Here is a 23,693-nt window from a genome sequence, read left to right on the forward strand (position 1 = left end):
GTCGTGGTTGGCTTTGCGCTGACCGAACGGCTGTCTGATCTGTTCCATGGCCGCTTACAGCTGGCCAGCACCGACCCGGATGTGGCCGCCGCCGACGTACTGGAACAACCGGTCGACCTGGTGGTGTGGCAGGACGGCCAGCCTCTGCGCCGATTCACCGGCGTGGTGAACGAATTCGTTCGGGGCGACACCGGCCACCGCCGCACCCGCTACGAAGTGGTCATCCAGCCGCCGCTATGGCGCCTGGGCCTGATGCATAACAGCCGCATCTTCCAGACCCGGACCACCGACGCCATCGTGCGCACCCTGCTCGAAGAGCGGGGCATTGTGGATTCTGTTTTCGACTTCAAACGCCCAGCCGAACAACGGGAATACTGCGTCCAGCACCGGGAAACCGACTTGCAGTTCCTGGAACGCCTGGCCGCCGAAGAAGGCTGGCACTATCGCTACCAGCACGGCAGCGTGGATGGCGAAGAACAACCGGCACTGATTCTGGCCGACCACCACGGCGATGCCCCGAAACTGGACCCGGTGACCTGCAACACCAAAGCCGGCGGCAGCACCCAACAAGCCTGCGTGTTCAGCTTTGCCTATGAAGAGCGCGTGCGTGCGTCCTCCGTGGCGATGAAGGACTACACCTTCAAGAACCCGGCCTATGCCCTGATGCACGAACACAGTGCAGGAAGCCCGAGCCACCGGGAAGATTATCAGCATTACGATTATCCCGGCCGCTACAAAGCCGACGCCAGCGGCCAGCCGTTTACCCAGAACAAACTGGATGCCCTCAGAAACGACGCGTCCATGGCCAACGGCAAAAGCAACCGCCCGGACTTCGCTCCCGGCGCCAAAGTGGAGTTGCAGGAACACGACAGCCAGAGCCTGAACCGGGAATGGCTGCTGACCGCCATCACCCACACCGGCAAACAGCCCCAGGCCATGGAAGAAGAGGGTGGCAGCGAACCCACCAGTTACCACAACGACTTCACCGCCATCCCGGCCGACAAAACCTGGCGGCCTCTTTGTGAACATAAACCCATGATGGACGGCCCTCAGATGGCCATCGTCACCGGCCCCGAGGGTGAAGAGATCCACTGCGATCAGTACGGCCGGGTGAAAGTCCGATTCCCGTGGGATCGCTATTCGAAAAATGATGAACACAGCAGCGCCTGGCTGCGCGTCGCCCAGGGCTGGGCCGGCGGCCAATACGGCTTTATGGCCCTGCCCAGAATCGGCAACGAAGTGATTGTTAGCTTCCTGGACGGCGACCCGGACCAGCCCATTATTACCGGCAGGACTTACCACGCCACCAACACACCGCCCTACGCGCTGCCGGAACACAAAACCCGGACCACATTAAAAACCAAAACCCACAAGGGTGAGGGCAGCAACGAACTCAGGTTTGAAGACGAAGCTGATCAAGAGCAAATCTACGTTCACGCCCAGAAAGACCTGGACCTGCTGACGGAAAACAACCGTACCGAAGTCATCAAGAACGACAGCCACCTGACGGTGGTGAACAACCGCTTCAGCCACACCAAAGGCAACAGCCACCACACCGTGGACGGCGAGAAGCGCGAACAAACCGGCAAAGACCACAGCTTCAACGTCACCGGCACCCTGCACCTCAAAGCCGGCACCGCCTGGCTCAGTGACTCGGGCACCGAGCTGCACATCAAGGCCGGCCAGAAAGCCGTGATCGAAGCCGGCGCCGAAATAACCCTCAAGGCTGGCGGCAGTTTCGTGAAAATCGACCCCAGCGGCGTCGCCATGGGCGGGGCGGCCATCAAGATGAATGCCGGCGGTGCACCGGGCAAGGGCAGTGGACAGAAGGTTCAGGTGCCTGAGATGCCGGGGTTGGTGGAGAAGAATGGTGGGGCTGTGGCGCCTGTGGAGATTGCGGATATCGGCCAGCGGGAGAACGCTGGTGCCTCGCAAATCAACCCGGATGCACTCTTGACGGCAGCATCTGATCGAACACCGGCACAGCAAATGTGTCAGAAGAAAATGGATGGAACCTGCGATGTTGTCGACTGCCCCTGTGTTGGATAGATCGCATTCGTTGACTCACTTTAATCGAGCACTTAATGACTGGAAGGTGTCATCTTGGGAGCGCTGCCTGCTAATCATCGACGCAGCAAGATACGATGAAGGGGATGTGATCCGGCAGATTTATGCTCTCGGTGACAACCCCGATTGGTTCTGGCTATTCGACGAAACGCCTTTTGAACAGCATAAGGACGCCGGCCCCATTGTTTTTAAGACAACCCTCAACAGTGTGCTGTGTCAGCGTGCCGTATCCCAGTGGGGGGCTGATGAGGCATTGGCCATCCTGGTGTCAGAACGAGAACAGGGCTCGGCACTGGCGGGTATTCGCAAAAGCCTGATGATCCATTTCGAATCCTACGGCCCCTGTTTCGTGCGGCCGTATGATGGGCGTTTTCTCGAAGTTCTGAATACCTGCCTGCCCGAGGCAGTGGGCAGCCTGATCGGCGAAGACGATCTACTAATCTGGGCCACTAGTCACGGGGAAGGAACGCATTGGTCGAGCGCAAGGGGAGCCAGCACGGAAACGGAGGGGTTGCACGCACACCAGCCAAGCTCCTTTGAAAGGCTGTTGACGTGGGTAAGTGGTTGGCCCCGATGCATGGCCATCGCGAATCACCAACACACGCCAAGTCATCGAATCCGGATTATTCGTGAATTGTGGTCTGCTGGCCATCAGTGTCCCGAATCGGATGCCGAGCTAGGCACACTGTGGCAACACGCGGAACTGGAATTCCACGGACTACATGAAAAAGGACTTTAGCAATGTCAGCCATTAAGCCACCACCCTGCACACCGTCGCGCACCTTTTGGCTGGAACTGGTTGGGGAGGATTCCCTGGACGGGCACCGTTACTGTTTGCTGGACCACGAAAGTCAGAGCCCTTCTCCAGAGCCAATGGAGCCCTGTGCCGATCACCGTGGGCGAATGGGGCCCATTCTGGCCGGCCATGCAGAAGCACCTGCGCAACGGTCCCTGGTCCTGGAACTCCATGGCGATGAAAAAGTCGTGGTACCTGTGATAGACCAGGAACAGATCGCGCCCGTAACGCTCCGGCCTCCCCAGAGGAATTTCCAGGACAGCCTGATGGTGGCGGTACACCCCACCCTGTTCTGTGACGCTGGCGAGCTGAGCTACCCACGTCCCATGACCGGTTACGAGGAAAGTGTGGCGGCGCCGCTGCGAACCGGGTGGGTGTACGTCTTTTTCCAAGGGCGCCTGTGGCGCGAACTGTTTGTGGTCACCGCTGAAGAATCGGCGCCGTTACTGCGGGATACGGACCTGGCACGGTTTCGACAGGCCGGCGAGGAAGACAGAAATGAACGGCCTCCCGTAGGCCCCGAAGTGGACACAGTGCACATACCGGCCCGCCTGCTTGGCCAGGACGTATACGATGATGTGGAACTGGCATTCAGCGATACCCAGTGGGCCTGGCAGCATATCGAAGCATTGGAAACTGATGATTCGCTCCGTGGCAGCCGGTGCCGTAATGCCCGTGCCATAAAGGGTTTCCTGGATCGGATACCCGGACGCATGTTCCCTGATTGGCACCGGGTTGACGAGCTTGTTCCCATGCGTGCCCGGGACAACCCGGTGGAGCGGGACATCTTCATGCCGAACCAATGGCTGCGTGATATCGATGGCAGCGACACCCAGAGAACGATGGATGAGATTGTCACCCAGCGGGATGCCATTGAATCCGATGAGGCTGTTGTCGATGCAGACATGGATATCTACCCCCAGATGCTGGTACCACGCTGGCGACACCAGCATCTAAAAGGCGAATCAATGCCGCAGATCACCGAAGGCGTGGACGTATTCGAGACCCTGCGTGATCGTCACCTGTTATCCCTGACATTGCGGGACCCACTGTTTGCGGCCAGGCACTTGGTTCAGCATATGAATGAAAGTCTGGGGCTTCTCCTGGCGTTGGTGGACAACATCAAGAAGCGGCCCCACGGCGTAACAGCTGAACTGTTTCATAATAATTTCCGGCGAGAGGTGCTTCCGAACGGCTCCAGCAACCCCCTGCACATCGAGGGGAGCTGGTTCGACAACCGACTGGATGACAGCGAGGATGGGCGTTTGCTGCGTACCGTCTACGAGGTGGAGCGCGCAGCCCTGCGTCGCTACCTGATCGAGGCCCAGGGCGCTGTTGTACGCCTGATGGAGGACACACGCGCTGAGAACCTGACGGAAGCGCTGCGTGATCTCTTCAATGCCGAGGCCGGTAACGATGTAGCCGGGTACGTTCAAGCCGGCCCGCTGCTCCAGGCCCTGACCATGCCGGTAGGCAGGGCCGACCCGCTGCTGTTGCCCCAGGACGCGGGCCGGATGAAAGCTAGCGGCGCGGAGGACCTTAACGAATCCCTTATGGTGGGTGAGCACGCATTGGCGGCGCTGCTGTTGCCCTTCAAAGCCCCGTCCGAAGCATTGCCCGGCGACGCCTCCGGTGAAAAGCTCCGTACCATGGTCAGCGCTCTCCAGGACCGTGAACAGCCCATGCGAGTGGCGGAAGCCAACGTACTGCGTAGCCTTGCCGAGCATTTTGATAAAACCAGTGCTCCCGATATCACGGAAATGTTCTCGGATACTCGCTTCGGTATGCACGCGCTGTCCGCGCCCTTAGCGGAACTCAGTCAATGGTGGCTCGGTGGTGTGCAGGAAACCCTCCTGAAGAAAGGCTTTGCCTTTGAAGCAAAAGTCAGCCAGGTGAAAGGGGCATTCGAAGGCTTCGCTGAAGCCGCCATACCTGGAAAAACCACTCTCCAGTTGAACAGTGCCGAGGATGGCAAGCTTTATACGCTGCTGGACGTGGTGGATGAACAGGGCCAGACCCTGACTTCCGGTGCCGCGGTGGGTGCAACACTGAGACTGGCTGACAGTCAGGCTTTTGATGAAGTGGTGAGGCGGCGCCCTGTTGGTCAGTTTTTCCATACGGCTTCGGTAAGCCCGATAGGGTTGCCGCCGTTGTTAGTGTTAATGGATTTGTTTAATTTGATGAATGCGGTTGCCTACTCTGATGAAGGCAGTCGACGCAATGTAGGAATAGCGAGTGCGGCGGTGGATTTGGCCGTTAGTTCAGCGCAGTGGGTTTCCGTTTTGCCCAAAAGAACTGTTTGGGTCGACACGCAAGTTGGTCTCTGGAAACAGGAAGCAAAGTGGTTTACCTCGATGGCTAGTTCAGTGAGTGTTGCTGAGGAATACGCTGAAGAAGTTATTCGCAACAAACTGCAAGCGGCGGGTTGGATCGCTGGCATGTTTACCGTTTCGGTGATGGTCTGGGATGCGGCGGAAAACGCCTTTCAGGGGCGCCTGAAACTGGCCTCAGCCGACCTGACCAAGGCGGTGGGCGTAGGTGTCATGACCAATTCCGATATCATTGCCGGCCGAATCCTCACCCCCATGGGGCGCCAGTTGGTGCACCGTACCGGTGAGCGGGCCGTGGCAGCGGCGTTGTTATCCAGAGCCGCTGCGGCGTTAGGCTGGGGCGGTACGGTCAGCGCGGGCTGGGTAACCGTCATCGGCCTGGGAATTTATGGGTTGGGTGAATGGCTGTATTACGAAATCAAGGACGATGCCATCAGCAGCTGGTTGCGGGGCGGCCCGTTCTCGGGAAGCCTGGAAGATCAACGCCCGGAACTGCTGGAAGAGGATGCCGCATACCTGGGGCTTCTTAAATCCATGATGCCCCTGTCGATAACGAGGGTAACCGGGGCCGGGCTGGACAGCTTCCTGCAGGAGAATGAGCTGTCGCCGTGGCAGGGCGCGGCAGAATCCGTGTTTTCCTTTTCCGCACCGGCATTGGCCATCTCGGGCGAGCCGGTAACCATCGAATGGGAACTGGAATACGAACGTACCCACTACCAGGCGCTGGGCCGGGCCGGTACGAAGACACTTGCCTCTAGGAGTGGCAATACCCGCCACGTCGAGTATCGGTTCGACGGCAGCCATACTATTCATTTCGTGGTGTCGGAGGCCCAACTCCCGGAGATGGTCCCGAACGAGCACAATCACGAATACGTGGCCACGCGCTACTCGGTGAAAAGCCTGGAACTCACCTTCCAGGTCAAGGTCTGGGACCGCCATCAGGAAACCTATACGATTCGGGAGGTCAGCCAACAGCTCACCGACCTGGACATCAAACACCATGCAAGCCGGTAACGAACCGATGGCCACATACGTATCGGGCGCCTATCGCCGGGATGCCATTCCCGAGCAGGCACCCCTGAAGGATATCAGTGGGTTTGCGAAGTCCTTGGAGGCAGGGGACTTTATCGAACGGTTGCCCTGGGGCGACTATGCCCATCTTGATATCCACGTGCGGCCACAGTATGCAAAGGCCTATCAGGAGCGTCTGAAATCCGGGAAAAAAAAGCTTGAAGGCGCTGGCTGGACACATCTTCAAAAACCCAAAGACCTTATAAAATCGCGCTGGCAGCTCCTTCTGATGTTTGCCGGCTCCTTCGCCGACTATTCCATGTTGAAGTTTTTGTTGTTTTGTGTTTTTGCTTCAGGAATTCTTACTTCGATTGTCGATGGGACAATTTGGGCCTTTGTTGGTTTTTTGGAAATAGGTGGGGTTATTCTTATGCTGCACCTGTTTTTCCGCTACCCATTCACTTGGTACCTAGAGCGCCACCCCGGACTCATCGTCAAGGACTTGGGGTGCGGTTTCTTCCGGACTACCGGCATGGTGAAGTTTCGTACCTGGCGTGAAGAAACCTTCGAAGCACCATTTATCGAGTTTGATCCCTACATCTCGTTCCATGTGAACCCCAAGGGCCCGGTGAGCTACAAGCTGCTCCTGCGTCACCGTTACACCGGCTGGCAGACCACCGTGGCCCAGGTGGCGGATATCCATAAAGTGGAGTTGTACGCCCACTGGGACGAACTCCAGCGCTACATGGACGTCAGCCAGCCACTGCCGGATGTTCCTACCCTTGAGAAGTTCCGCCCACTGGACCCCACCACTGCGGAGCATGATGCAGCAGGCAAGCGCGGACGCCCGGCAGACTATTGGGCGACGCTGGACCTGGCATGGTGGGAGGAAGAGGGGTACCCGGCGCACCTGAAGAAGATCCGTGAGTTCCCCTGGTCGACACTGGAAGACCGGATGGAGAAAAGCGTGCCCAACCTGGCTCAGGGGGCTATGGTTTGAAACCGAGCGCCATGTGGATCATCCGAACCGGACATTAACACCATGCAAGCCGGTAACGAACCAATGGCCACATACGTCTCGGGCGCCTATCGCCGGGATGCCATTCCTGATCAGGCCCCTCTTAAGGATATCAGCGGATTTGCTAAGTCTCTTGAGGCTGGGGATTTCATAGAGCGTCTGCCGTGGGGGGATTATGCTGGTCTCGATATACATGTCCGACCCCAGTATGTGAAAAACTACAAAGAGAAACTCGAGTCGGGTGGGATTGGCTGGGTGGGGCCTAAATGGACGCATCGACAGCAGCCTTCTGATTTTGTCAAGACCCGTTGGCAGTTGCTGTTAATGTTTGCCGGTGGATTTGCGGACTACGGGTTGCTGAAGCTGATGTTGTTCGTAGTGTTGGCCTCGGCAGTTATAACGGCTTTTGTTGATGGGACTGTTTTAGCATTTACAGGGTTCATGGAGATTGGTGCCTATATCTTAGGTTTGCATCTTTTTTTCCGCTACCCCTTCACCTGGTTTCTGGAGCGCAATCCCGGAGTCATTGTTAAGGATCTGGGTTGTGGCTTTTTCCGCCCCTCCGGCATGGTGAAGTTTCGAACCTGGCGCGAGGAAACCTTTGAAGCACCGTTTATCGAGTTTGATCCCTACATCTCATTTCATGTGAATCCGAAGGGCCCCGTCAGCTACAAGCTACTTCTGCGCCATCGCTATACCGGTTGGCAAACGACCGTCGCGCAGGTGGCGGATGCCCACAAAGTGGAGTTGTACGCACACTGGGATGAACTGCAGCGGTATATGGATGTGAGCCAGCCCTTACCTGACGTTCCGGCACTGGAGAAGTACCGTCACCTGGATCCCACGACTGCCGAGTACGATGCAGCAGGCAAGCGGGGAAGGCCAGCGAACTATTGGGCGACTCTGGATTTGACGTGGTGGGAAAGCGAAGGCTATCCGGCCCATTTGAAGGCTATTAAGGAATTCCCATGGTCGACGCTGGAGGATCGGATGAAAAAAAGTGTTCCGAATCTGGCTGAGGCGGCCATGGTGTAATACAGGCGATACTGGGACAGAAGAGAACTGTCTGGGATCCTGACGAACTGTTGGAATCAGGCGATTACTACTAAGAGCATGGGCGCGGCGGGCGTTGCCCTTGAATTGTCCCTGACCGGAGCTGACCTGGATGCGGTCGATGGATTCTATTTGGCTTTTCGCTACAAGGCTGCAAACTCCCCCAACTGGTTGCCAGAGACAGACGAGGCGTACCATTACAAGCTGACCTTGCACGAGCAGGGTAATTTACCGATGGTCGGCGCTAACGAAACGAAAGAGTGGCAGCCGATAACACCGCTGGATGGGCCCGACACTCGATTGACCCCGTTGATCATCAACTACCATGCCCCGGTAAACTACCCCATTAAGTCCTGACTATGACCAAAGCTAACGAAAGCCCATCATCAACTCAAACATCGCCTGAGCCCGACTGGGAAGTCGGAGCGCGCCGAACCACTAAAGATGGTCGGTTACTGGCTCTGAGTCCGGAGCCGGCAACGACAGGTGAAAGGGCGGTAGACGTCAATGCTTGGATTCGACGGAAAACCGAGGGCTGGCTGGATTTGCAGCATGGCAACCTGTTGTTTGGGGCCGAATTTGCGTTGATGTTTTTAAGCCTATTTATCTTAATGATGCTGTTCGCTACGGCTATCACAGTTGATGCCTATCTCCAGGATGGGCAAATGACATGGATTCCGTACAGTGTTGTGGGGGGGATGAACATGTTAATCACGGTCCCTTGGGGTCTTTACATGCATTTCCTGGGTAACAAAGCCGTGAAAGAAACGCCTCCGGTGAGACTGAACCGGCATCGCCGGGAAGTGGCCATGCCGCGCTGGACGGGAGGAAAGGAATACAAACTGCCATTTTGGAATGAAAGTGCAGAAGGATGGGCTTATGTGACGGTTGTATTCACCATTGTCGCTGTTTTTGCGCCATTTATGTTGGAGGATGCGACAAAAGAGTATCGCAATACGATAATAATGTGGGCCTTGGCTGTGCTTGCAATAGAGCTTTTAGTTATCGGCACCTACCTCTTCTTCGCCCTCCGCCTAAAGAAAAAATGCGACCCCAAACTCGTTTACGAAATTTACCCGTGGGAGAAACTGGTCGCCTACATCGAAACCCGCCAAGACATCGGTCCCGGCCTGATGGCTACACACACGGTTCTCACCTTGGCGATTCCGAAACCCGACGACCCGGAATCGGCCTTGGCGGCTGCAAGTATCAACGTCGGCCATGAAACCGCCGGCCTGGCCCAGTGGGAGTGTATTCGCCAGTTTATGGAAAACGGCCCCGAGGCCTGCCCGGATCCGAAAGAGGATGAAACCCTGGCTCATTACAAAGCCAAATGCCGCCGGGCACGAAAAGAAATGTCTCTGCTGCCTTGGCTGAGCAAGAAGGTGGGCGACTGGTTCTTCCAGCGCTATCTGACCCACATCATCACTGAACGCCGCATCAAGACCTTGGCCCTGAAGAGCCTGCCAGAGGAATTGAAAGCCTGGTCCGCGCCTTTGCCCAAGGAACAGTGGGCCAAACCGTCTGAGGCACTGCAGAGCCTGAATCAGCAACTCACCCGTGCTTACGATCGTGGCCTGAAGTTTACCCAGATGGGGCCACTCTCCGAATGGCAGGCGGGTGGTGAGGAGAAGCAACAACAAAAGCGGGGGAGAGGTCGTTTCCGGGCGTGAACATCCTGATGAGCAAGAAGCACATGGATGTGAGCCGACGCTCATCCCGGAATGGGGTTTATGTCTCCGCAGCCGGATTCAAAGGCTGTAGTGACAACCCGATCAAGGTTGCCAAACACATCATCGGGTAGACTGCCCTTTAGAAAATCTTAAGAAGCATTATTCGAAAAGGAATTCAGTGATGGCTCGCAGGCTTCTCTTCTCTCTTTTTCTGTTGTCCGTTGGCTCGTTTTCTCAGGCTGCCGTCTACCAGTGGACAGATGTCAACGGGCATACCCATTTCGGCGATCGCCCCCCGGCGAAGGCCAGTTCCAGGGAGGTGCGCGTCAATGCTGCGCCGGCCCAGACCGATGCCACGGCCCGAGACCGGCAACAAAAAATGATGGAGTTCCTGGAACAGCGACAGAAGGAGCGGGAGGCGCGCCAGGCTGCGGAGACGAAAGCTCGTCAGCAGGCGGAACGTCAGGCGGAGATGTGTCGAAAACTACAGGCCCGTCTCAAGCACCTGAAGAGTGTTTCCACCTTTTACGACATTAACGACAAAGGCGAACGGGAGTACGTGTCCGAGGAAGACAATCAGCAGATTCGTAATCGTTTCCGTGCCAAGGTTAAAGAAACCTGCGATGGGTAGGCGTCCCTTGCGATTAACCGGCAGGCCTACCGGTTAATCGCAGCCTCCGGCTGATTCAGCATCGCAATCAGCGGATTCTTCCGCAGCACATAATCCCGCAACAGGTAGCCCAGCAGTAACCCCAAGCCAAAGCCGCCCAGATGCGCGGCCCACGCCACACCGCCCTGGGCGGTGAACATCCCGAACAGGTTTATCAGGCTCCAGATCAGGAAATACCAGTGGGGCGCGAGTTTCTTCTGGTAAACAACGATCATGAAGGTAAGGCTGGCGTGGCGAAACCACATCAGGTAGAGGCCGAACAGGGCAGCGATGGAGCCACTGGCCCCGACCAGCAGCAAGGGGCCCTGGCTGGGATCGAACAACAGCAGTTCCGCAAGTGCGGCCATAACGCCGGCAAACAGGTAGAGTGCCAGGAAGGCGCCATGGCCCAACGCATCTTCCAGGTTGTCGCCGATGATCCATAAAAAGTACATATTCCCAACCAGGTGCATCAGGCCGCCGTGCACAAACTGGTAGCTCAGCAATTGCAGAACAAACTGAGACGGGCTTGCAGTATCGGAGCTCAATCCAAAGTTCGCGAGGATCCATTGATTGGTCTCTGGGGCTAGTGCGCCAAGCCCAAACACCAGGGCACAGAGGCAAACCAGGGTTCGGGTAACCCAGGGAGTGCGGTGGGGCTTAACGTTGTACTCCACCGGCATGGCGGTCAGAAACTGGAACAGCCAGGATTTCCAGCTCACTTTCTGATTCAGGTCTTTGAGGGCCTGCTTCAGTTGCGGGGACTGCATTACCTGATCAAGTTCGTGTTTATCGAGCCAGACGCCGTCACAGCCGGGGCAACAGTCGATTTCTGTGGCGTAATGCGCCAGCAATTGGAAGTGCGTCATGGGCACCCGGCAACGCCGGCAAAGCCGATCGCTGGTGCGAAGTGCGGGGCCGAGGTGTTGTTCGTGTTCGTACTGATCTACATCGTCATGGTGCTCGGCAATTGCCTGATTTAACGCGCCATCTTCAAACCACAGCCCGTGGCACAGGCGGCAGTCGAATATCGAGGGGTGGCTGGAGGAGTCCAGGCTTGGGGTGTTGCAGGCCGGGCACTGTCGATAGCGGTTTCTGGGCATGACATCCTTTTCCTGATGAAGTGGTTCCTGAAGCTCCCGGCTTCAAGCCTGCTCAATTAGTGATCCGAGGCAGTCAGATACTGCCTGGCAAACCCCTGCAATTCCTCCGCCACGCGCTGGCGGATAGCGGCACGATCCTGCGGATCCAGCCCGTACTGGCGTGCCAGTAGTTCGAAATCGTCGTCTTTGAGAGTTACCGTCAGCCGCGGGCGGGCACGGCCTTTACGATAGGGCAGGTGAAGCACCTTGCGCACCATATCGGCGCTGGTCATATCCTGCATGGCCGCCGATATGCGGAAGGCGCGCTGGATGTCGTTGGACAGGTCGAAGGCCATCTGTACCGCCTGAACGGCTTGTTCTTCTCTGGACCAGTCCTGTTTCTTCGCCATGGGGTTGCCTGTAAAAACGACGTTAAGGTGCCTGAGTGAGTGCCCCGGCTTGGGGCACCCGGAGTTTATGAGTTTGCGTTGCCGCCCTTGAGGCGTGCCAGTACATCGTTGACGGCATCCTGTTCGCCGTCAAGACCGGCGGCTTTCAGTCTTTCGTCCAGATCTGCGCCGGTCAGCTCTTTTTCAAGGGCCGCGCTGGCGGTCTGGCGGTCTTCTTCCCGGGCCTGGCGCTCGCGAATCCGCTCGAGCGTTTCCTTTGCGGTGCTCAGGGAGGACTGTTGACTGTTGATGTTGGTGTCAATCTGCGCGGTGGTGCGCAGCACCCGCTCATTGGTCTTCACCACCTGCAGTTCCCGGCGGTAGTCGGCCAGCTGTTTCTCGGCTTTCTGCACCCGCTCTTTCAAGCCGACAATGCGTTGTTGCAGCAGTTCCCGCGTTTGGGTCAATTCTGAGGCACGGCGTTCATGACCAACAATACGCTCGGCTACTTCCCGGGCCAGGTCTTCCTGGCCAGCCGCGATGGCTTTGCGGGCATCGTCTTCACGCTTGGCGGCGCTGTCCTGCTCGGTGCGGATCTGGCGGGCCAGGGAGGCCGCTTCGGCCATCAGTGATGCCAGTTCCTGCTTGGCCTGTTTCAGTTCGTGCTCGGAGTCCCGCAGTTCCTGTTCCAGAATCCGGTTGCCCTGTCCGTCGACAACGGCTTCACCCAGTTCGTTCACACCCCCGCGCATGGCGGTCAGGATTTTTTTCAGTACAGTTCTCATGTCTCAGCCCTCACTCAAGCCAGGTAGTCTTCAAAAGTCTGTAACAGGTCGATGGCATTCTCGGCGAGGGTCACCAGTTCCTGCATGATTTCGCTGATGCCGGAGGTGGGGCTCAGTGCGCCATAGACCACATAGTGTTGGCCGGTTTTGCCCAGAGAGCTCAAGGGCATGGGCACGCTGATGCGCAGCAGGTTTTCATGCAGCTCGTTCAGACGTTCCGGGGCGAGTTCCTGTTCGTCGAAAAGGTACGCAAGGCACAGAATCTGGGTGTCGGTTACGGTAATGTAGACCGGTGTTTCTTCGGCGCCGGAGACGATTACCTGTAGTACCGGTTCATCACCGGCAATGGGCATGACATCGAAGGTTCGGCCAGCATGGGTGGCGTCACCCAGGGCCAGGGTGAGAGATTGGGTATCCACGAATAGCTCCTTCCTGTGGCGTTGAATCGGTTCGGCCGATCCGGACGAACCTTGTCCTGTGGCTTGACATTTTATGTCAATCGTTTGAGTCTATACTTCGCAATTAAACATTTGCAAGAATTAGTTTGTTTACGTTATAAACAACGCGACAGCCTGACATGGACTGTCGCCCAGTGGATTTACCAGAACGGATATCTGGTCGCGTATGGATACATTCTTTGCAATTGCCTTTTCCTTCCCCACGGTCATTTTTTCCGTACTGCTGTGCGTGGCCATCATTTATTGGCTGATTTCTCTTGTTGGTCTGGGCGATATCGAGGCCGATGGCGATATAGATGCCTCGGGTGACTTCTCTGGCCTGATGGTGACCCTGGGGCTCCAGGGTGTCCCCCTGCCACTCGTGCTTACCCTGTTGTTCCTTATCGCCTGGTTGGCGAGTTATTTTGCGGAGCTGCTGCTCGGTGCACGGGTGCCTGATGGTTTTTTGCACGTCTTGTTCGGCCTGGTGGTCATTGCCGGTGCTGTGGTGGCGAGTGTCCTGTTGACCGCTGTGATTATCCGTCCATTGCGGCCGCTGTTCCGCCGGGCGTATTTACCCCCGCTTCAGAAGCGTATTATCGGTACCGCTTGCGTGATTACCTCTGCGACGGTGACGGAAACCCGGGGCCGGGCTGAAGCGATTCTGGACGGTGCCCATCTGGTGCTGCAGGTTCGCAGCCATGCGCCCCTTTCGCATCGCGAACGCGCGGTGCTGATTGAACACATTCCGGACAAGAACGCCTGGTGGGTGGTTCCGGAAGCCGAATTTCTCGCCGGCGAATCGGCCGGTTAATCCCCGCACGCATTTCCTTCAATCCGCTCAGGAGAATGACTAAATGGACTTATCTTGGATGATGCCCGCAATCATGACCATCGGGGTCCTGGTTCTGCTGATACTGGGCATACTGGCCCTGTTCAAGGCTTTCTACCGCAAGGTGGATCAGGGTCAGGCCCTGATTGTGAACGACCTTTCGCCCACGCCCAAGGTGTACTTCACCGGGGCCATGGTGTTGCCGGTTATCCACCGCGCCGAGACCATGAAGATCTCGGTCATTACCCTGGAACTGAACCGCACTGGCAAGGAAGGGCTGATTTGTAAGGACAACCTGCGGGCCGACATTACCGTAGCCTTTTACCTGCGGGTGAATGAAACCCAGGAGGACGTGCTGCGTGTGGCCAAGTCGGTGGGTGTGGGCCGTGCCTCAGACCGGGATGCCGTGAACGAGCTGTTCAACGCCAAGTTCAGTGAAGCGCTGAAGACCGTGGGTAAGAAACTCGAGTTCATGCAGCTGTTTGAGGAGCGCCAGCGATTCCGCGATTCCATCGTCGAGACCATCGGGGAAGACCTGAACGGCTACGTGCTGGAAGACGTGGCCATCGACTACCTGGAGCAGACGCCGAAGACTTCGCTGGATCCCAACAACATCCTGGATTCAGAGGGCATCAAGCGGATTACCGAAATCACCGCTTTGCACAATGTGGAAACCAACCGCCTTGAGCGGGATCAGGAACTGGAAATCCAGCGCAAGAACGTCTCTGCCAGGGAAGCGTCCCTGGAACTGGAACGCAGCCAGGCAGACGCCGAAGCCCGGCAACGCCGGGAGATCGAAACCCTGCAGGCGCGGGAAACCTCGGAAACCGAGCAGGTGCGTGAGCAGGAGCGGGCCCGTGCCGAAGCCGCGCGCATCAAAACCGACGAAGAACTGGCGATTGCAGACGAAAACAAGCAGCGCCAGATCGAAATGGCGATGAAAGCCCGTGAGCGGGCGGTGCAGATTGAAGAAGTGCGTATTCGCCAGGCCCGCGAGCTCGAGGATGTAAACCGTGAGCGGGCGGTGGAAATTGAGCGTATTGGTATGGAAAAAACGCTGGAAGGAGAGCGCAAGGAAATTGCCGATATCACCAGCCAGCGTATTGCCGTTGAGCGCAACGTGGCGGAAGAGGAAGAGAACATCAAGGATGTTCGTAACCGCTCCGAAGCAGACCGCTTGAAGGTGAAGAAGGTGGTGGCGGCTGAAGCCGAAGCCGAAGAACTTAAGTTGAAAGATGTGAAAGCGGCTGAGGCGGCGTTTGAGCGCTCCAAGCTGGAAGCCGAGCAGATTCGGGTCACCGCCCAGGCGGAAATGGACGCGGCCGAGAAGAAATCGGTGGCTGATGAGAAGCTGGCCCGCGGTCACCAGGCTATGGCCGCCGCCGATGGTCTTGCCGAAGCGCAGGTCAAGGAAGCCCAGGCGTCTGCTATCCGGGCCGATGGTCTGGCCCGTGCCGAGGTGAAGTCTGTTACGGCGAAGTCCGACGAAGAAGCCGGTATGGCCGAGGTTCGGGTGCTCGAGCAGCGTCTGGAAACCGAAGCCATGGGCGAAGAGAAGCTGGGTGTTGCCAAGGCAGATGCCCGTAAGGCCATGGTTCTGGCCGAGGCCGAAGGGGAGCAGCGCATGGGCCACGCCAAAGCCGACGCCCGCGAAGCCATGGCCAAAGCCGAAGCGGCTGGCCTGGTTGAGAAGCTCAAGGCCTACGATGGTATGTCTGAGGAATCCCGTCACTTTGAAGAGTTCCGCATGAACCTGGAAGTTCATGAGAAGGAAGTGATGGCTCAGATCGACGCCCAGAAGGCCGGTATGCTGGAGAATGGCCGGGTTATGGCCGCTGCCCTGAAAGACGCCAAATTCGAGATGATTGGTGGCGATGGCGGCATCTTTGAGAAATTTGCCCAGGGTCTTGGTTACGGCAAAAGTGTTCAGGGGGTGCTGGACAAATCCCCCTCCCTGCAGGCGGCGCTCTCGAATATTGCCGGCCGGGTAGCGGGCGAAAAGCCCAGCCGCAGTTCTGAGACGGCCTGATAAGGCCAATGGCCACCAGTGCTGGATTGCCAGTGCTGGTGGTTGCTTCCGCTAAGCGCATTCCCCCCTCTCTTTGGTTCAGGATGATTTGGTATGTCGACGGATCGCACCGAGCTCGAAAGCATTGTTCAGGAAGGTTCTGCCTTTGAAACCATCAAGCGTCGGCTGAAAGAACAGGGCGGGCAGTTGCGAGAGCAAGTGTCCGGGCTGAATCAGGCCCGGGAAGAGATCTTTGGCAGTGCCGGCATGAACGTGCTTGGCCGGGCCCGGGTACGAACCGAAAATAACGCCATTGCCCGGGATGTGGTACGCCTTGGTGACAAACTGCTGTTCGGCTTCAATCTGCAACTGGGCTTGCGCAAGACGTTGGTGATTGAGGACGTGTTCCGGCTCTATCATCTGGCCGATGGTGACGGCGGGTTTGAAATGACCGAAGCCGCCATCGATGGCTCGTTCCTCGAGGACGAGCGTTTTGCCACCGATTTTCGGGAACTGCAGCAATACTACAACACCGCAACCCTGTCTCAATTATCGATTCTGAAAGGGATGTTGCTGATGGCGTTTCGCATCGGCGACAAGCTGGATGATTTGCGGGTGTTCCGCTGGGAACTGAAACCGAATGGCGAGGTAAACCGTTACATCGACAACCGGGGCGAGCGCGATCTGTCTTTCCCGGAACGTTTCAGTTTTCCCTGGAAAACCGTGGGCCGCGACAGCCAGGTTCAGGGCCGCTCTCCGCACCTGAACATCGCCGACACCCTGTTTGTGGATAACCTGCGGGGCAACATTACTTTCAAGGTGGAGAACAACACCTCCACCGGCGAAGGCATCTACTCGGACCCGGTGGAGTCCGATTCCCAGTCACTGGACGACGCCAGCTTCGATTTTGCCGATCTGGGCGAGATTCTGCTGGTGAGGATTCTGCCGTTTAACGAAGATCACTGGCGCTATTACCTGTTCAATCGCACCGAGCGCAAGATCGAGCGGGTTGACGCCATGGCCGGTTCCGTCGCGTCGCTGCCGGACAATCACGGCCTGATTTTTCCGTCGGGTTACTACCTGAGTACCGGCGAGCTGAAAACCTTCCAGATTCCCGACGGGGATTTCCGGCTCAAGCGTACCTTGCGGGCCCCCAACGGCGAAGACATGCTGTATGTCTTCTTCGAACAGCGCACCGGTCAGGTGATCCTGTTCCGCTACAACCTGATCCGCAAACAGGCGGATGTGCCCCTGATTGGCCACGGTTACGCTCTGTTCGAAAACGGACACCTGGTGATTTTCAATGCCGACAAGGAACCTACGCTGGTGCACCCGCTGCAGGTGTGGGAAACGCCGTTCACCTCTGAAAGTTTCCACGCTGCGGCGAACGTCGCCAACGATTCCGAGCTGGCGCGCATTGGCAATCCCGAGCTGGTGCGGGGAATTGCCGAGCTGAATACGGTGGTTACCCTGGTGGAGGGCGCCAGCGCCAGTGAGCGGCATTTCACCAACCTGATTCGTACCGTGGACCGTATTCTGGACCAGTTCTTCTGGCTGTCGGCGCGTCAGGAAGAAGCCTTGTTTGCCGGGTTAAATCAACAGCTCAGCACCATCCGAAGCACCGCCGAGCTGGTGCTGGATGAATATGAGAAAGTCCAGAGCATTCGCGCCCAGACTGAAGCTGCCATTACCGAGGTCGCTCAGGACCAGGGCGCGTTGATGCGGGACCTGAAACCGGATAGCTGGAAAGCACCGGATCAGTTTGTCAGTTACCTGGCACGTTTGCGCGATCATCGCGGCCGGGTGCGAACCCTCAATGATCGGCGCTATGCCGACAAAGCCCGTATCGACACTCTTGAAGAGGAGCTGGCCGAGGCTGAGGGCCGGCTGACCGAGCGCACCTTCCGTTTCCTGGCGTCGCCGGAGGCGCTGGATGGCTACCGCCAGACCCTGACCGAGTTGCAGACTGCGCTGGCCGAGGCCGACAGCCGGGATGCCCTGAAGAAGATTGTCGATCGCTATCGGGAATTGACCGAAGGCCTGGACATGATCCAGGGCATGCTGGCGTCCATGGGCGGTGACGATGCCGCGCTGGAAACGGCGATCACCGATAACATCTCGGGCATCTACGCGACCATCAACCAGCAGCGTTCCGAAGCGGAAATCCGGCTGAAAGAGCAGGGCAGTGCGGAGGCCCGGGCCCAGTTTGCGGCCCGTATCCGGCTGTTTGAGCAGAGCCTGGCGAACGGCGTCAGCGCGCTATCGGATGTGCGCGAATGCGATGGTCTGATGACCCGGATGCTGGATCAGCTGCAGGACCTGGAAAGCCAGTTTGGTGAGTACGACGAGTTTCTCGCAGCGATTCTGGAGCAGCGTGAGAACGCTCACGAGAGTATCGAGGCCCGGCGTCAGCAACTTCAGGACCAACAACAGCGCCGGGTAACCACGCTCACCGATGCCGCCGCCCGTATTCTTAAAAACCTGAGCCGCCGTACCGAACGTTTCAGCAGCCCGGAAGAACTGCATTCCTTCTTCGCCTCTGATGCCATGGTTAGCCGGTTGCGCAGCATGGCCGCTGAGCTGCGGGAGCTGGGTGCCGCGATGGAGGCTGACGATTGCCTGGGCCAGCTCAAAGCGGCTCAGGACACGGCCCTGCGCAGCGTACGGGATAAGGCCGATATCTTTGAAGATGGCGGTGCTGTTATCCGGCTGGGCAAGCACAAATTCAGCGTTAACCAGCGGGAGCTGGATCTGACCCTGATTCCCCGGGACGATCATGTGCTGCTGCACCTGACTGGTACCCAGTATTATGAACGCCTGGAGGAGCCCGAGCTGGACCGCCTCCGGGGTTACTGGAACATGAGCCAGCCATCAGAATCCGACCGGGTGTACCGGGCGGAGTATCTGTCGGCACTGGTGATTGAGGATTTCCGGCAAACCGGGGATCTGCCGGTCAACGTCGCGGATCTGGATGAACTGACCGGTTATATCCGTACGTTCGCCTCGCCCCGATACCGGGAGGGGTACGAAAAAGGCATTCACGACCACGACGCGGCGTTGATTGTCAGCACGCTGTGGCCGGCGATTCAGAGCGCCGGGTTACTACGCTTCAGCCCGAGGGCGCGGGCACTGGCCATGCTTTTCTGGGCCGGGTTGAGCCAGCAACAGGGCGCAGGCCCGCAGTTGCGCTCACGGTGCCTGTCTGCCGGCATCCTCAGCCGCATGATGCAATCCGATGAGTTGCTGGAATCCCTGCAGCAGGAACTGGCACCGCAGCTCGCGAACTTTGTCGAAGAACAGCAATTGACCCTGGCCGGGCCGGGCAGCGATGGGCGCAGCCTGGCGCACTCAGCAGCGCAGTACCTGGTGCGGGAGCTGTCGGAAGAATCCGAAGCCTTCGATACCACCCGTTATGCCGGGGATCTGGTGGCCGGCTTTGTCGAGGCTCTGAAACGAGACAACCAGTTTGCCCAGTATCAGCAGGCACTGGAGGTGGTGGCCCACCAGCCGGCCGCTCGCTGGAGCATTACCAGCCACTGGCTGAGAGCCTGGATGACCAAGACGGATCAACAACACCTGCTGCATTATCTGCCGGAAGCCGTGGCTGTGCTGAACGTGGGTGAAACTGTGAAAACCTCGATCCGCAGTGTGGAGCTGGCGTTTCAGATCGAGGGGTTGCTTGGCCAGCATCCCCGTATCGAAGAGCGCACGCTCAGTCTGCAGCTGGATGAATTTGACGAGCGTCTGCGCTATCACCAGCAGGAAATTATTCCCGGCTGGCAGCAGTTGCAGGAGGTGCGCCATCAGGTGCTGGAGAAATGGCGTGGCCAGTTACGGCTGGAGGAGTTCCGGCCTCGCCCGCTGTCGTCCTTCGTCCGCAACAAGCTGATCAGCGAGAGCTACCTGCCGATCATTGGCGATAACCTGGCCAAGCAGATGGGTACGGCGGGTGAAGACCGCCGCACCGACCAGTCCGGCCTGTTGATGATGATCTCGCCACCGGGCTACGGTAAGACCACGCTGATGGAATACGTGGCCAACCGTCTGGGCCTGATCTTCATGAAGATCAACTGCCCGAGCCTGGGTCACGACGTGATGTCGCTGGACCCGGAAAAGGCACCTCATTCCACCGCCGAAGCGGAGCTGATCAAGCTCAACCTGGCGCTGGAGATGGGTAACAACGTAATGTTGTATCTGGACGATATCCAGCATACCCACCCCGAGTTCCTGCAGAAGTTTATCTCCCTGTGTGACGGCACGCGCCGCATTGAAGGGGTGTGGCGCGGCAAGACCCGCACCTACGATATGCGCGGAAAACGCTTCTGTGTGGTCATGGCCGGTAACCCCTACACCGAGAGCGGCGAAGTCTTCAAGGTCCCCGACATGCTTGCCAACCGGGCCGACATCTACAACCTGGGTGACGTGCTCTCCGGCATGGAGTATGCCTTTGCGTTGTCCTATATCGAGAACAGCCTGAGCTCCAACCGGGTGCTGGCACCGCTGGCCACCCGGGGTATGGCAGACTTTTACCGATTCGCGGACCTGGCCGAAGGCAAAGCGGTGGCGGATTCCGACTTCGAACACGATTACAGTGCCGCCGAGCGCGATGAAATCGTTGCCCTGCTGAAGAAGATGATTCGGGTGCGGGAAACCGTGTTGCGGGTGAACCAGGCCTACATTGCCTCCAGTGCCCAGGCCGAAGCTTACCGCACCGAGCCCACCTTCAAACTGCAGGGCAGTTACCGGAACATGAACAAGCTGGCGGAGAAACTGTCGCCGGTGATGAGTGACCAGGAGCTGGAAGCCCTGATTGATGACCACTATCAGGGCGAGGCTCAGCTGCTGACCTACGGCGCCGAAGAAAATCTGCTCAAGCTCAAGCAAATGCGCGGCACCATAACCGACGAAGAAGCGGCGCGCTGGCAGGCCATCTGTGAAGAATACCGCCGCCGTCAGCAAGCCGGTGGCGACGAGGAAACCGGGGTAAAAGTGGTTCGCCAGCTGGGCCTGATCTCGGAATATATGCAGCAACTGGGGCAACAGCTGATTGCCGGGCTGGACAGCCGAAAACACTCGGAACCGGATCTGGATAAAGCCCTGAGCCAGCTATCCCGTTCCCTCGAAACCGGCCTCACCGAAGGCCTGCAATCGGTACAGCTGAATCCCGCTGTCACCGTCAACCTGGACAGCCCGCCTCAGGTGGGCGACGCGCTGATGGCCTTCGCCCGGATCTTTGAAGAATCCATTGTGCCGCTGGTGAAAACCATGGACGGCAAGCTGGACCTGGATCTGAAAACCCAGAGTGAGATGAGCCGGGTGTTGCGAGTGATCCGGGAGCTGCAGGAGCGATTATTGGCGGGCTGATGATCGCGCCTACATTAAAGCGATCCGGTAAGTTAGACTGGCCGGCTTTCACTCAGCGTAAGGAGTTCACTATGATCTGGACCGTATACCTCTCCGGCGAAATCCACACCGACTGGCGCGAGCAGATTGCCGCCGGTGCCGAAGCCGCAGGCCTGCCGGTTGAGTTCACCTCGGCCAATACCGATCACGAATCCAGCGATGCTGCCGGGGACTTCCTCGGCAAGCCGGACAATAACTTCTGGCGCGATCACCAGTCGTCCAAGGTCAACGCTATCCGCACCAAGACGTTGCTTGAGCAGTGCGACCTGGCGGTTATTCGCTTCGGCGACAAGTACAAGCAGTGGAATGCAGCCTTTGACGCCGGTTATTGTGCTGCCATGGGTACGCCCTACATCACCCTGCACAGCGACGATATTGTCCATCCGCTGAAGGAAGTGGATGCCGCCGCCATGGCGTGGGCGCAAACGCCGGAACAGGTGGTTGAACTGCTGAAGTATGTGACCGCTTAAAGAACGCAGTTTCGGATTTCTGTATACAGGGCAGTTAAAAAGGGCAAAGGATTATGCCGCGTCGAACTATTACCAGCGCCAGGGCGATCGCTCTGGCGCTCAGTGTTACCCTCGTATCTGCTGTTTCGGCATCGCTTGGGCACGCCAATGGCCGCTCGCCGGCCCTTCCTCTTGCCAATGTTTATCATCCGGGGGTTAACCTGGGGGATTACTGGGTCAGTGAAAAACTGGATGGTGTCCGGGCGTACTGGGATGGCAAACAGTTATGGTCCCGGGGTGGGCACGTGTACGCCGCACCGGACTGGTTTACCCGTCAGTTTCCCTCACAGCCGCTGGATGGTGAACTGTGGAGCGGTCGCGGGCGCTTTGCCGAGTTGTCCGGCGTGGTTCGAAAGGTGCAACCGGTGGGCCGGGAGTGGCGCGAGGTGCGGTTTCACGTGTTTGATTTGCCCACACCAGATGTACCGTTCGAGCAGCGCTATCGGCGCCTGCAACAGCTGGTGCTGCAGGCTCGTTCCGATTACCTGGTGCTGGTGCAACAGCGCGCGGTGGCCAGCCACGATGAGCTGATGGCGCAGTTGCAGGCAACGGAAGAAGCCGGTGGCGAGGGGCTGATGCTCAAACGCCGGCAAAGCCGGTATCAGGCCGGGCGTTCAGATGACTTGCTCAAGGTAAAAAGTCATGAAGATGCCGAGGCCACGGTGGTTGGCCACTTACCGGGCAAAGGCAAATACCAGGGGTTGTTGGGCGCCTTGGAGGTGGAGCTGGACAGCGGTCGCCGGTTCCGGCTGGGGACCGGGTTCACCGACGCTGAGCGGCGCCACCCGCCGGCCATCGGGGCGCGGGTCACATTCCGCTATCGCGGCTTTACGGCAACAGGGTTACCCCGGTTCGCCAGTTTTCTGAGAATTCGTAATGACGAACCGGAACATATGGAATAGTTCAGTCTGCCAGTGCCTTCTTGCTCTCGGCGAGCTCCTCAAGGGTGCTGTATTCGCATTCGTTTTCGACCATAAAACTGCGGCCGGAGTCGACCAGAATATTATCATCGCGCATGAAACGGCGGCCCAGCAGCACCGGATAAGAGAACTTGCCCCGGTCCGTCAGTGAAAACTGGGTTTCGTGGGTTTTGCCGCCAATACAGAAGTCCATTTTGACCACGTATCGCCGTTGGGACGGTGCGCCCTTACGTTTGATCAGTACGGTCCGGTATACCGGCCGTTCGAATTCGAGAATCACCTCTTCGTGGTCAATCTCTCCTTCACTGGGCTGGTCTTCGTGGTCGCCCAGGGGTAGCTGGAACCGGACCCATTCTTCACTGTCTTTCTCGAACGGCTCCACATTGACCGCGTGCAGGGAAGAGGTTTTGGCACCGGTGTCGAGGCGGGCTTTCAGGCGTATGCCGGTTTCGCCCATCACCACCCATTCCACAAATCCCATAACCTCGGGTTCTGGCGAGGCCTCTTCTGTGCTTTCGGCCGATGCCGGCAACGCAGAAAGAATCAGGCTTGTCAGAGTAAGAAAGAGAACGGCAGATCGCATTGACAGGCTCCCTTGGGTTGTCTCGGTCAACAGTGGCATAACGTAAATCTGCTTTGAAATCGTATCAGGATTCCCACTTTATCGCCTTGCCGGCAGATTAAGCTTCCTTGAGCCGAGGCTCTGAGCCGCATTCGCCCGTATGCCGGGC

18 protein-coding genes are annotated in these 23,693 nt (G+C 57.9%); 13 read left to right on the plus strand and 5 right to left on the minus strand.

Annotated elements, in window-relative coordinates:
* The 8 genes from ACP2AU_RS07460 to ACP2AU_RS07495 all read left to right on the plus strand — a co-directional run.
* Window positions 1-2,049 (plus strand): type VI secretion system Vgr family protein (locus tag ACP2AU_RS07460; RefSeq protein WP_426375485.1); only part of this gene is annotated, 2,049 nt, incomplete at its 5' end.
* Window positions 2,009-2,806 carry a DUF4123 domain-containing protein gene (locus ACP2AU_RS07465; protein WP_426375486.1) on the plus strand — a complete coding sequence of 266 codons (798 nt, stop codon included), beginning with the start codon at window positions 2,009-2,011 and terminating at the stop codon, window positions 2,804-2,806. The genes ACP2AU_RS07460 and ACP2AU_RS07465, both read left to right, overlap by 41 nt.
* Window positions 2,807-2,808: 2 nt before the next feature.
* Window positions 2,809-6,207 carry a hypothetical protein gene (locus ACP2AU_RS07470; protein WP_426375487.1) on the plus strand — a complete coding sequence of 1,133 codons (3,399 nt, stop codon included), beginning with the start codon at window positions 2,809-2,811 and terminating at the stop codon, window positions 6,205-6,207.
* Window positions 6,194-7,204 (plus strand): hypothetical protein, encoded by a 1,011-nt coding sequence (locus ACP2AU_RS07475; RefSeq protein ID WP_426375488.1) that lies wholly within the window; start codon window positions 6,194-6,196, stop codon window positions 7,202-7,204. Before ACP2AU_RS07470 ends, ACP2AU_RS07475 begins: the two co-directional genes overlap by 14 nt.
* Window positions 7,205-7,246: 42 nt before the next feature.
* On the plus strand, window positions 7,247-8,257 hold the full coding sequence (locus tag ACP2AU_RS07480; protein WP_426375489.1) for a hypothetical protein: 1,011 nt from the start codon (window positions 7,247-7,249) through the stop codon (window positions 8,255-8,257).
* 78 nt (window positions 8,258-8,335) lie between these two features.
* On the plus strand, window positions 8,336-8,632 hold the full coding sequence (locus tag ACP2AU_RS07485) for a hypothetical protein (protein WP_426375490.1): 297 nt from the start codon (window positions 8,336-8,338) through the stop codon (window positions 8,630-8,632).
* A 2-nt stretch (window positions 8,633-8,634) separates the two neighbouring features.
* Window positions 8,635-9,948, plus strand: a complete 1,314-nt coding sequence (locus tag ACP2AU_RS07490; RefSeq protein ID WP_426375491.1) for a hypothetical protein — start codon at window positions 8,635-8,637, stop codon at window positions 9,946-9,948.
* 181 nt (window positions 9,949-10,129) lie between these two features.
* The gene (locus tag ACP2AU_RS07495) at window positions 10,130-10,579 is read left to right on the plus strand and encodes a DUF4124 domain-containing protein (protein WP_426375492.1); all 450 of its coding nucleotides are present in this window, start codon (window positions 10,130-10,132) and stop codon (window positions 10,577-10,579) included.
* Window positions 10,580-10,605: 26 nt separating this feature from the next.
* Here the strand turns inward: ACP2AU_RS07495 and ACP2AU_RS07500 are convergent, their stop codons facing one another.
* From ACP2AU_RS07500 to ACP2AU_RS07515, 4 genes are all read right to left on the minus strand, one after another.
* Window positions 10,606-11,700 carry a rhomboid family intramembrane serine protease gene (locus ACP2AU_RS07500; protein ID WP_426375493.1) on the minus strand — a complete coding sequence of 365 codons (1,095 nt, stop codon included), beginning with the start codon at window positions 11,698-11,700 and terminating at the stop codon, window positions 10,606-10,608.
* Between the two features lie 56 nt (window positions 11,701-11,756).
* Window positions 11,757-12,089, minus strand: coding sequence for a hypothetical protein (locus ACP2AU_RS07505; protein ID WP_426375494.1), 333 nt, complete (start codon window positions 12,087-12,089; stop codon window positions 11,757-11,759).
* 65 nt (window positions 12,090-12,154) lie between these two features.
* Complete coding sequence (locus ACP2AU_RS07510; RefSeq protein ID WP_426375496.1) at window positions 12,155-12,853, minus strand: PspA/IM30 family protein; 699 nt, start codon at window positions 12,851-12,853, stop codon at window positions 12,155-12,157.
* Between the two features lie 14 nt (window positions 12,854-12,867).
* Window positions 12,868-13,272, minus strand: a complete 405-nt coding sequence (locus ACP2AU_RS07515; RefSeq protein ID WP_273133990.1) for a YjfI family protein — start codon at window positions 13,270-13,272, stop codon at window positions 12,868-12,870.
* 205 nt (window positions 13,273-13,477) lie between these two features.
* On the opposite strand from ACP2AU_RS07515, the gene ACP2AU_RS07520 reads away from it, so the two are divergent.
* The 5 genes from ACP2AU_RS07520 (at window position 13,478) to ACP2AU_RS07540 (ending at window position 22,944) form a co-directional block, all read left to right on the plus strand.
* Complete coding sequence (locus ACP2AU_RS07520; RefSeq protein WP_426375497.1) at window positions 13,478-14,104, plus strand: hypothetical protein; 627 nt, start codon at window positions 13,478-13,480, stop codon at window positions 14,102-14,104.
* Window positions 14,105-14,147: 43 nt separating this feature from the next.
* A complete protein-coding gene (locus tag ACP2AU_RS07525) occupies window positions 14,148-16,151 on the plus strand; it encodes a flotillin family protein (protein WP_273133992.1) in 2,004 nt (667 codons plus the stop codon).
* 93 nt (window positions 16,152-16,244) lie between these two features.
* Window positions 16,245-21,494, plus strand: a complete 5,250-nt coding sequence (locus tag ACP2AU_RS07530) for a DNA repair ATPase (RefSeq protein WP_426375498.1) — start codon at window positions 16,245-16,247, stop codon at window positions 21,492-21,494.
* Window positions 21,495-21,565: 71 nt separating this feature from the next.
* The gene (locus ACP2AU_RS07535; protein ID WP_426375499.1) at window positions 21,566-22,003 is read left to right on the plus strand and encodes a YtoQ family protein; all 438 of its coding nucleotides are present in this window, start codon (window positions 21,566-21,568) and stop codon (window positions 22,001-22,003) included.
* 53 nt (window positions 22,004-22,056) lie between these two features.
* A complete protein-coding gene (locus ACP2AU_RS07540; RefSeq protein WP_426375500.1) occupies window positions 22,057-22,944 on the plus strand; it encodes a DNA ligase in 888 nt (295 codons plus the stop codon).
* A gap of 1 nt (window position 22,945) precedes the next feature.
* Here the strand turns inward: ACP2AU_RS07540 and ACP2AU_RS07545 are convergent, their stop codons facing one another.
* Window positions 22,946-23,545 (minus strand): ATP-dependent zinc protease, encoded by a 600-nt coding sequence (locus tag ACP2AU_RS07545; RefSeq protein WP_426375501.1) that lies wholly within the window; start codon window positions 23,543-23,545, stop codon window positions 22,946-22,948.
* Window positions 23,546-23,693: the final 148 nt, after the last annotated feature.

This window comes from Marinobacter sp. VGCF2001 (genome assembly GCF_049943275.1).
In the GTDB taxonomy this organism is placed as follows: Bacteria; Pseudomonadota; Gammaproteobacteria; order Pseudomonadales; family Oleiphilaceae; genus Marinobacter.

Bases quoted from the DNA above. Each gene is read 5' to 3' on its own strand.
- ACP2AU_RS07465 (WP_426375486.1), top strand. From the start codon at position 2,009: ATGGAACCTGCGATGTTGTCGACTGCCCCTGTGTTGGATAGATCGCAT.
- ACP2AU_RS07470 (WP_426375487.1), top strand. From the start codon at position 2,809: ATGTCAGCCATTAAGCCACCACCCTGCACACCGTCGCGCACCTTTTGG.
- ACP2AU_RS07475 (WP_426375488.1), top strand. From the start codon at position 6,194: ATGCAAGCCGGTAACGAACCGATGGCCACATACGTATCGGGCGCCTAT.
- ACP2AU_RS07480 (WP_426375489.1), top strand. From the start codon at position 7,247: ATGCAAGCCGGTAACGAACCAATGGCCACATACGTCTCGGGCGCCTAT.
- ACP2AU_RS07485 (WP_426375490.1), top strand. From the start codon at position 8,336: ATGGGCGCGGCGGGCGTTGCCCTTGAATTGTCCCTGACCGGAGCTGAC.
- ACP2AU_RS07490 (WP_426375491.1), top strand. From the start codon at position 8,635: ATGACCAAAGCTAACGAAAGCCCATCATCAACTCAAACATCGCCTGAG.
- ACP2AU_RS07495 (WP_426375492.1), top strand. From the start codon at position 10,130: ATGGCTCGCAGGCTTCTCTTCTCTCTTTTTCTGTTGTCCGTTGGCTCG.
- ACP2AU_RS07500 (WP_426375493.1), bottom strand. From the start codon at position 11,700: ATGCCCAGAAACCGCTATCGACAGTGCCCGGCCTGCAACACCCCAAGC.
- ACP2AU_RS07505 (WP_426375494.1), bottom strand. From the start codon at position 12,089: ATGGCGAAGAAACAGGACTGGTCCAGAGAAGAACAAGCCGTTCAGGCG.
- ACP2AU_RS07510 (WP_426375496.1), bottom strand. From the start codon at position 12,853: ATGAGAACTGTACTGAAAAAAATCCTGACCGCCATGCGCGGGGGTGTG.
- ACP2AU_RS07520 (WP_426375497.1), top strand. From the start codon at position 13,478: ATGGATACATTCTTTGCAATTGCCTTTTCCTTCCCCACGGTCATTTTT.
- ACP2AU_RS07525 (WP_273133992.1), top strand. From the start codon at position 14,148: ATGGACTTATCTTGGATGATGCCCGCAATCATGACCATCGGGGTCCTG.
- ACP2AU_RS07530 (WP_426375498.1), top strand. From the start codon at position 16,245: ATGTCGACGGATCGCACCGAGCTCGAAAGCATTGTTCAGGAAGGTTCT.
- ACP2AU_RS07535 (WP_426375499.1), top strand. From the start codon at position 21,566: ATGATCTGGACCGTATACCTCTCCGGCGAAATCCACACCGACTGGCGC.
- ACP2AU_RS07540 (WP_426375500.1), top strand. From the start codon at position 22,057: ATGCCGCGTCGAACTATTACCAGCGCCAGGGCGATCGCTCTGGCGCTC.
- ACP2AU_RS07545 (WP_426375501.1), bottom strand. From the start codon at position 23,545: ATGCGATCTGCCGTTCTCTTTCTTACTCTGACAAGCCTGATTCTTTCT.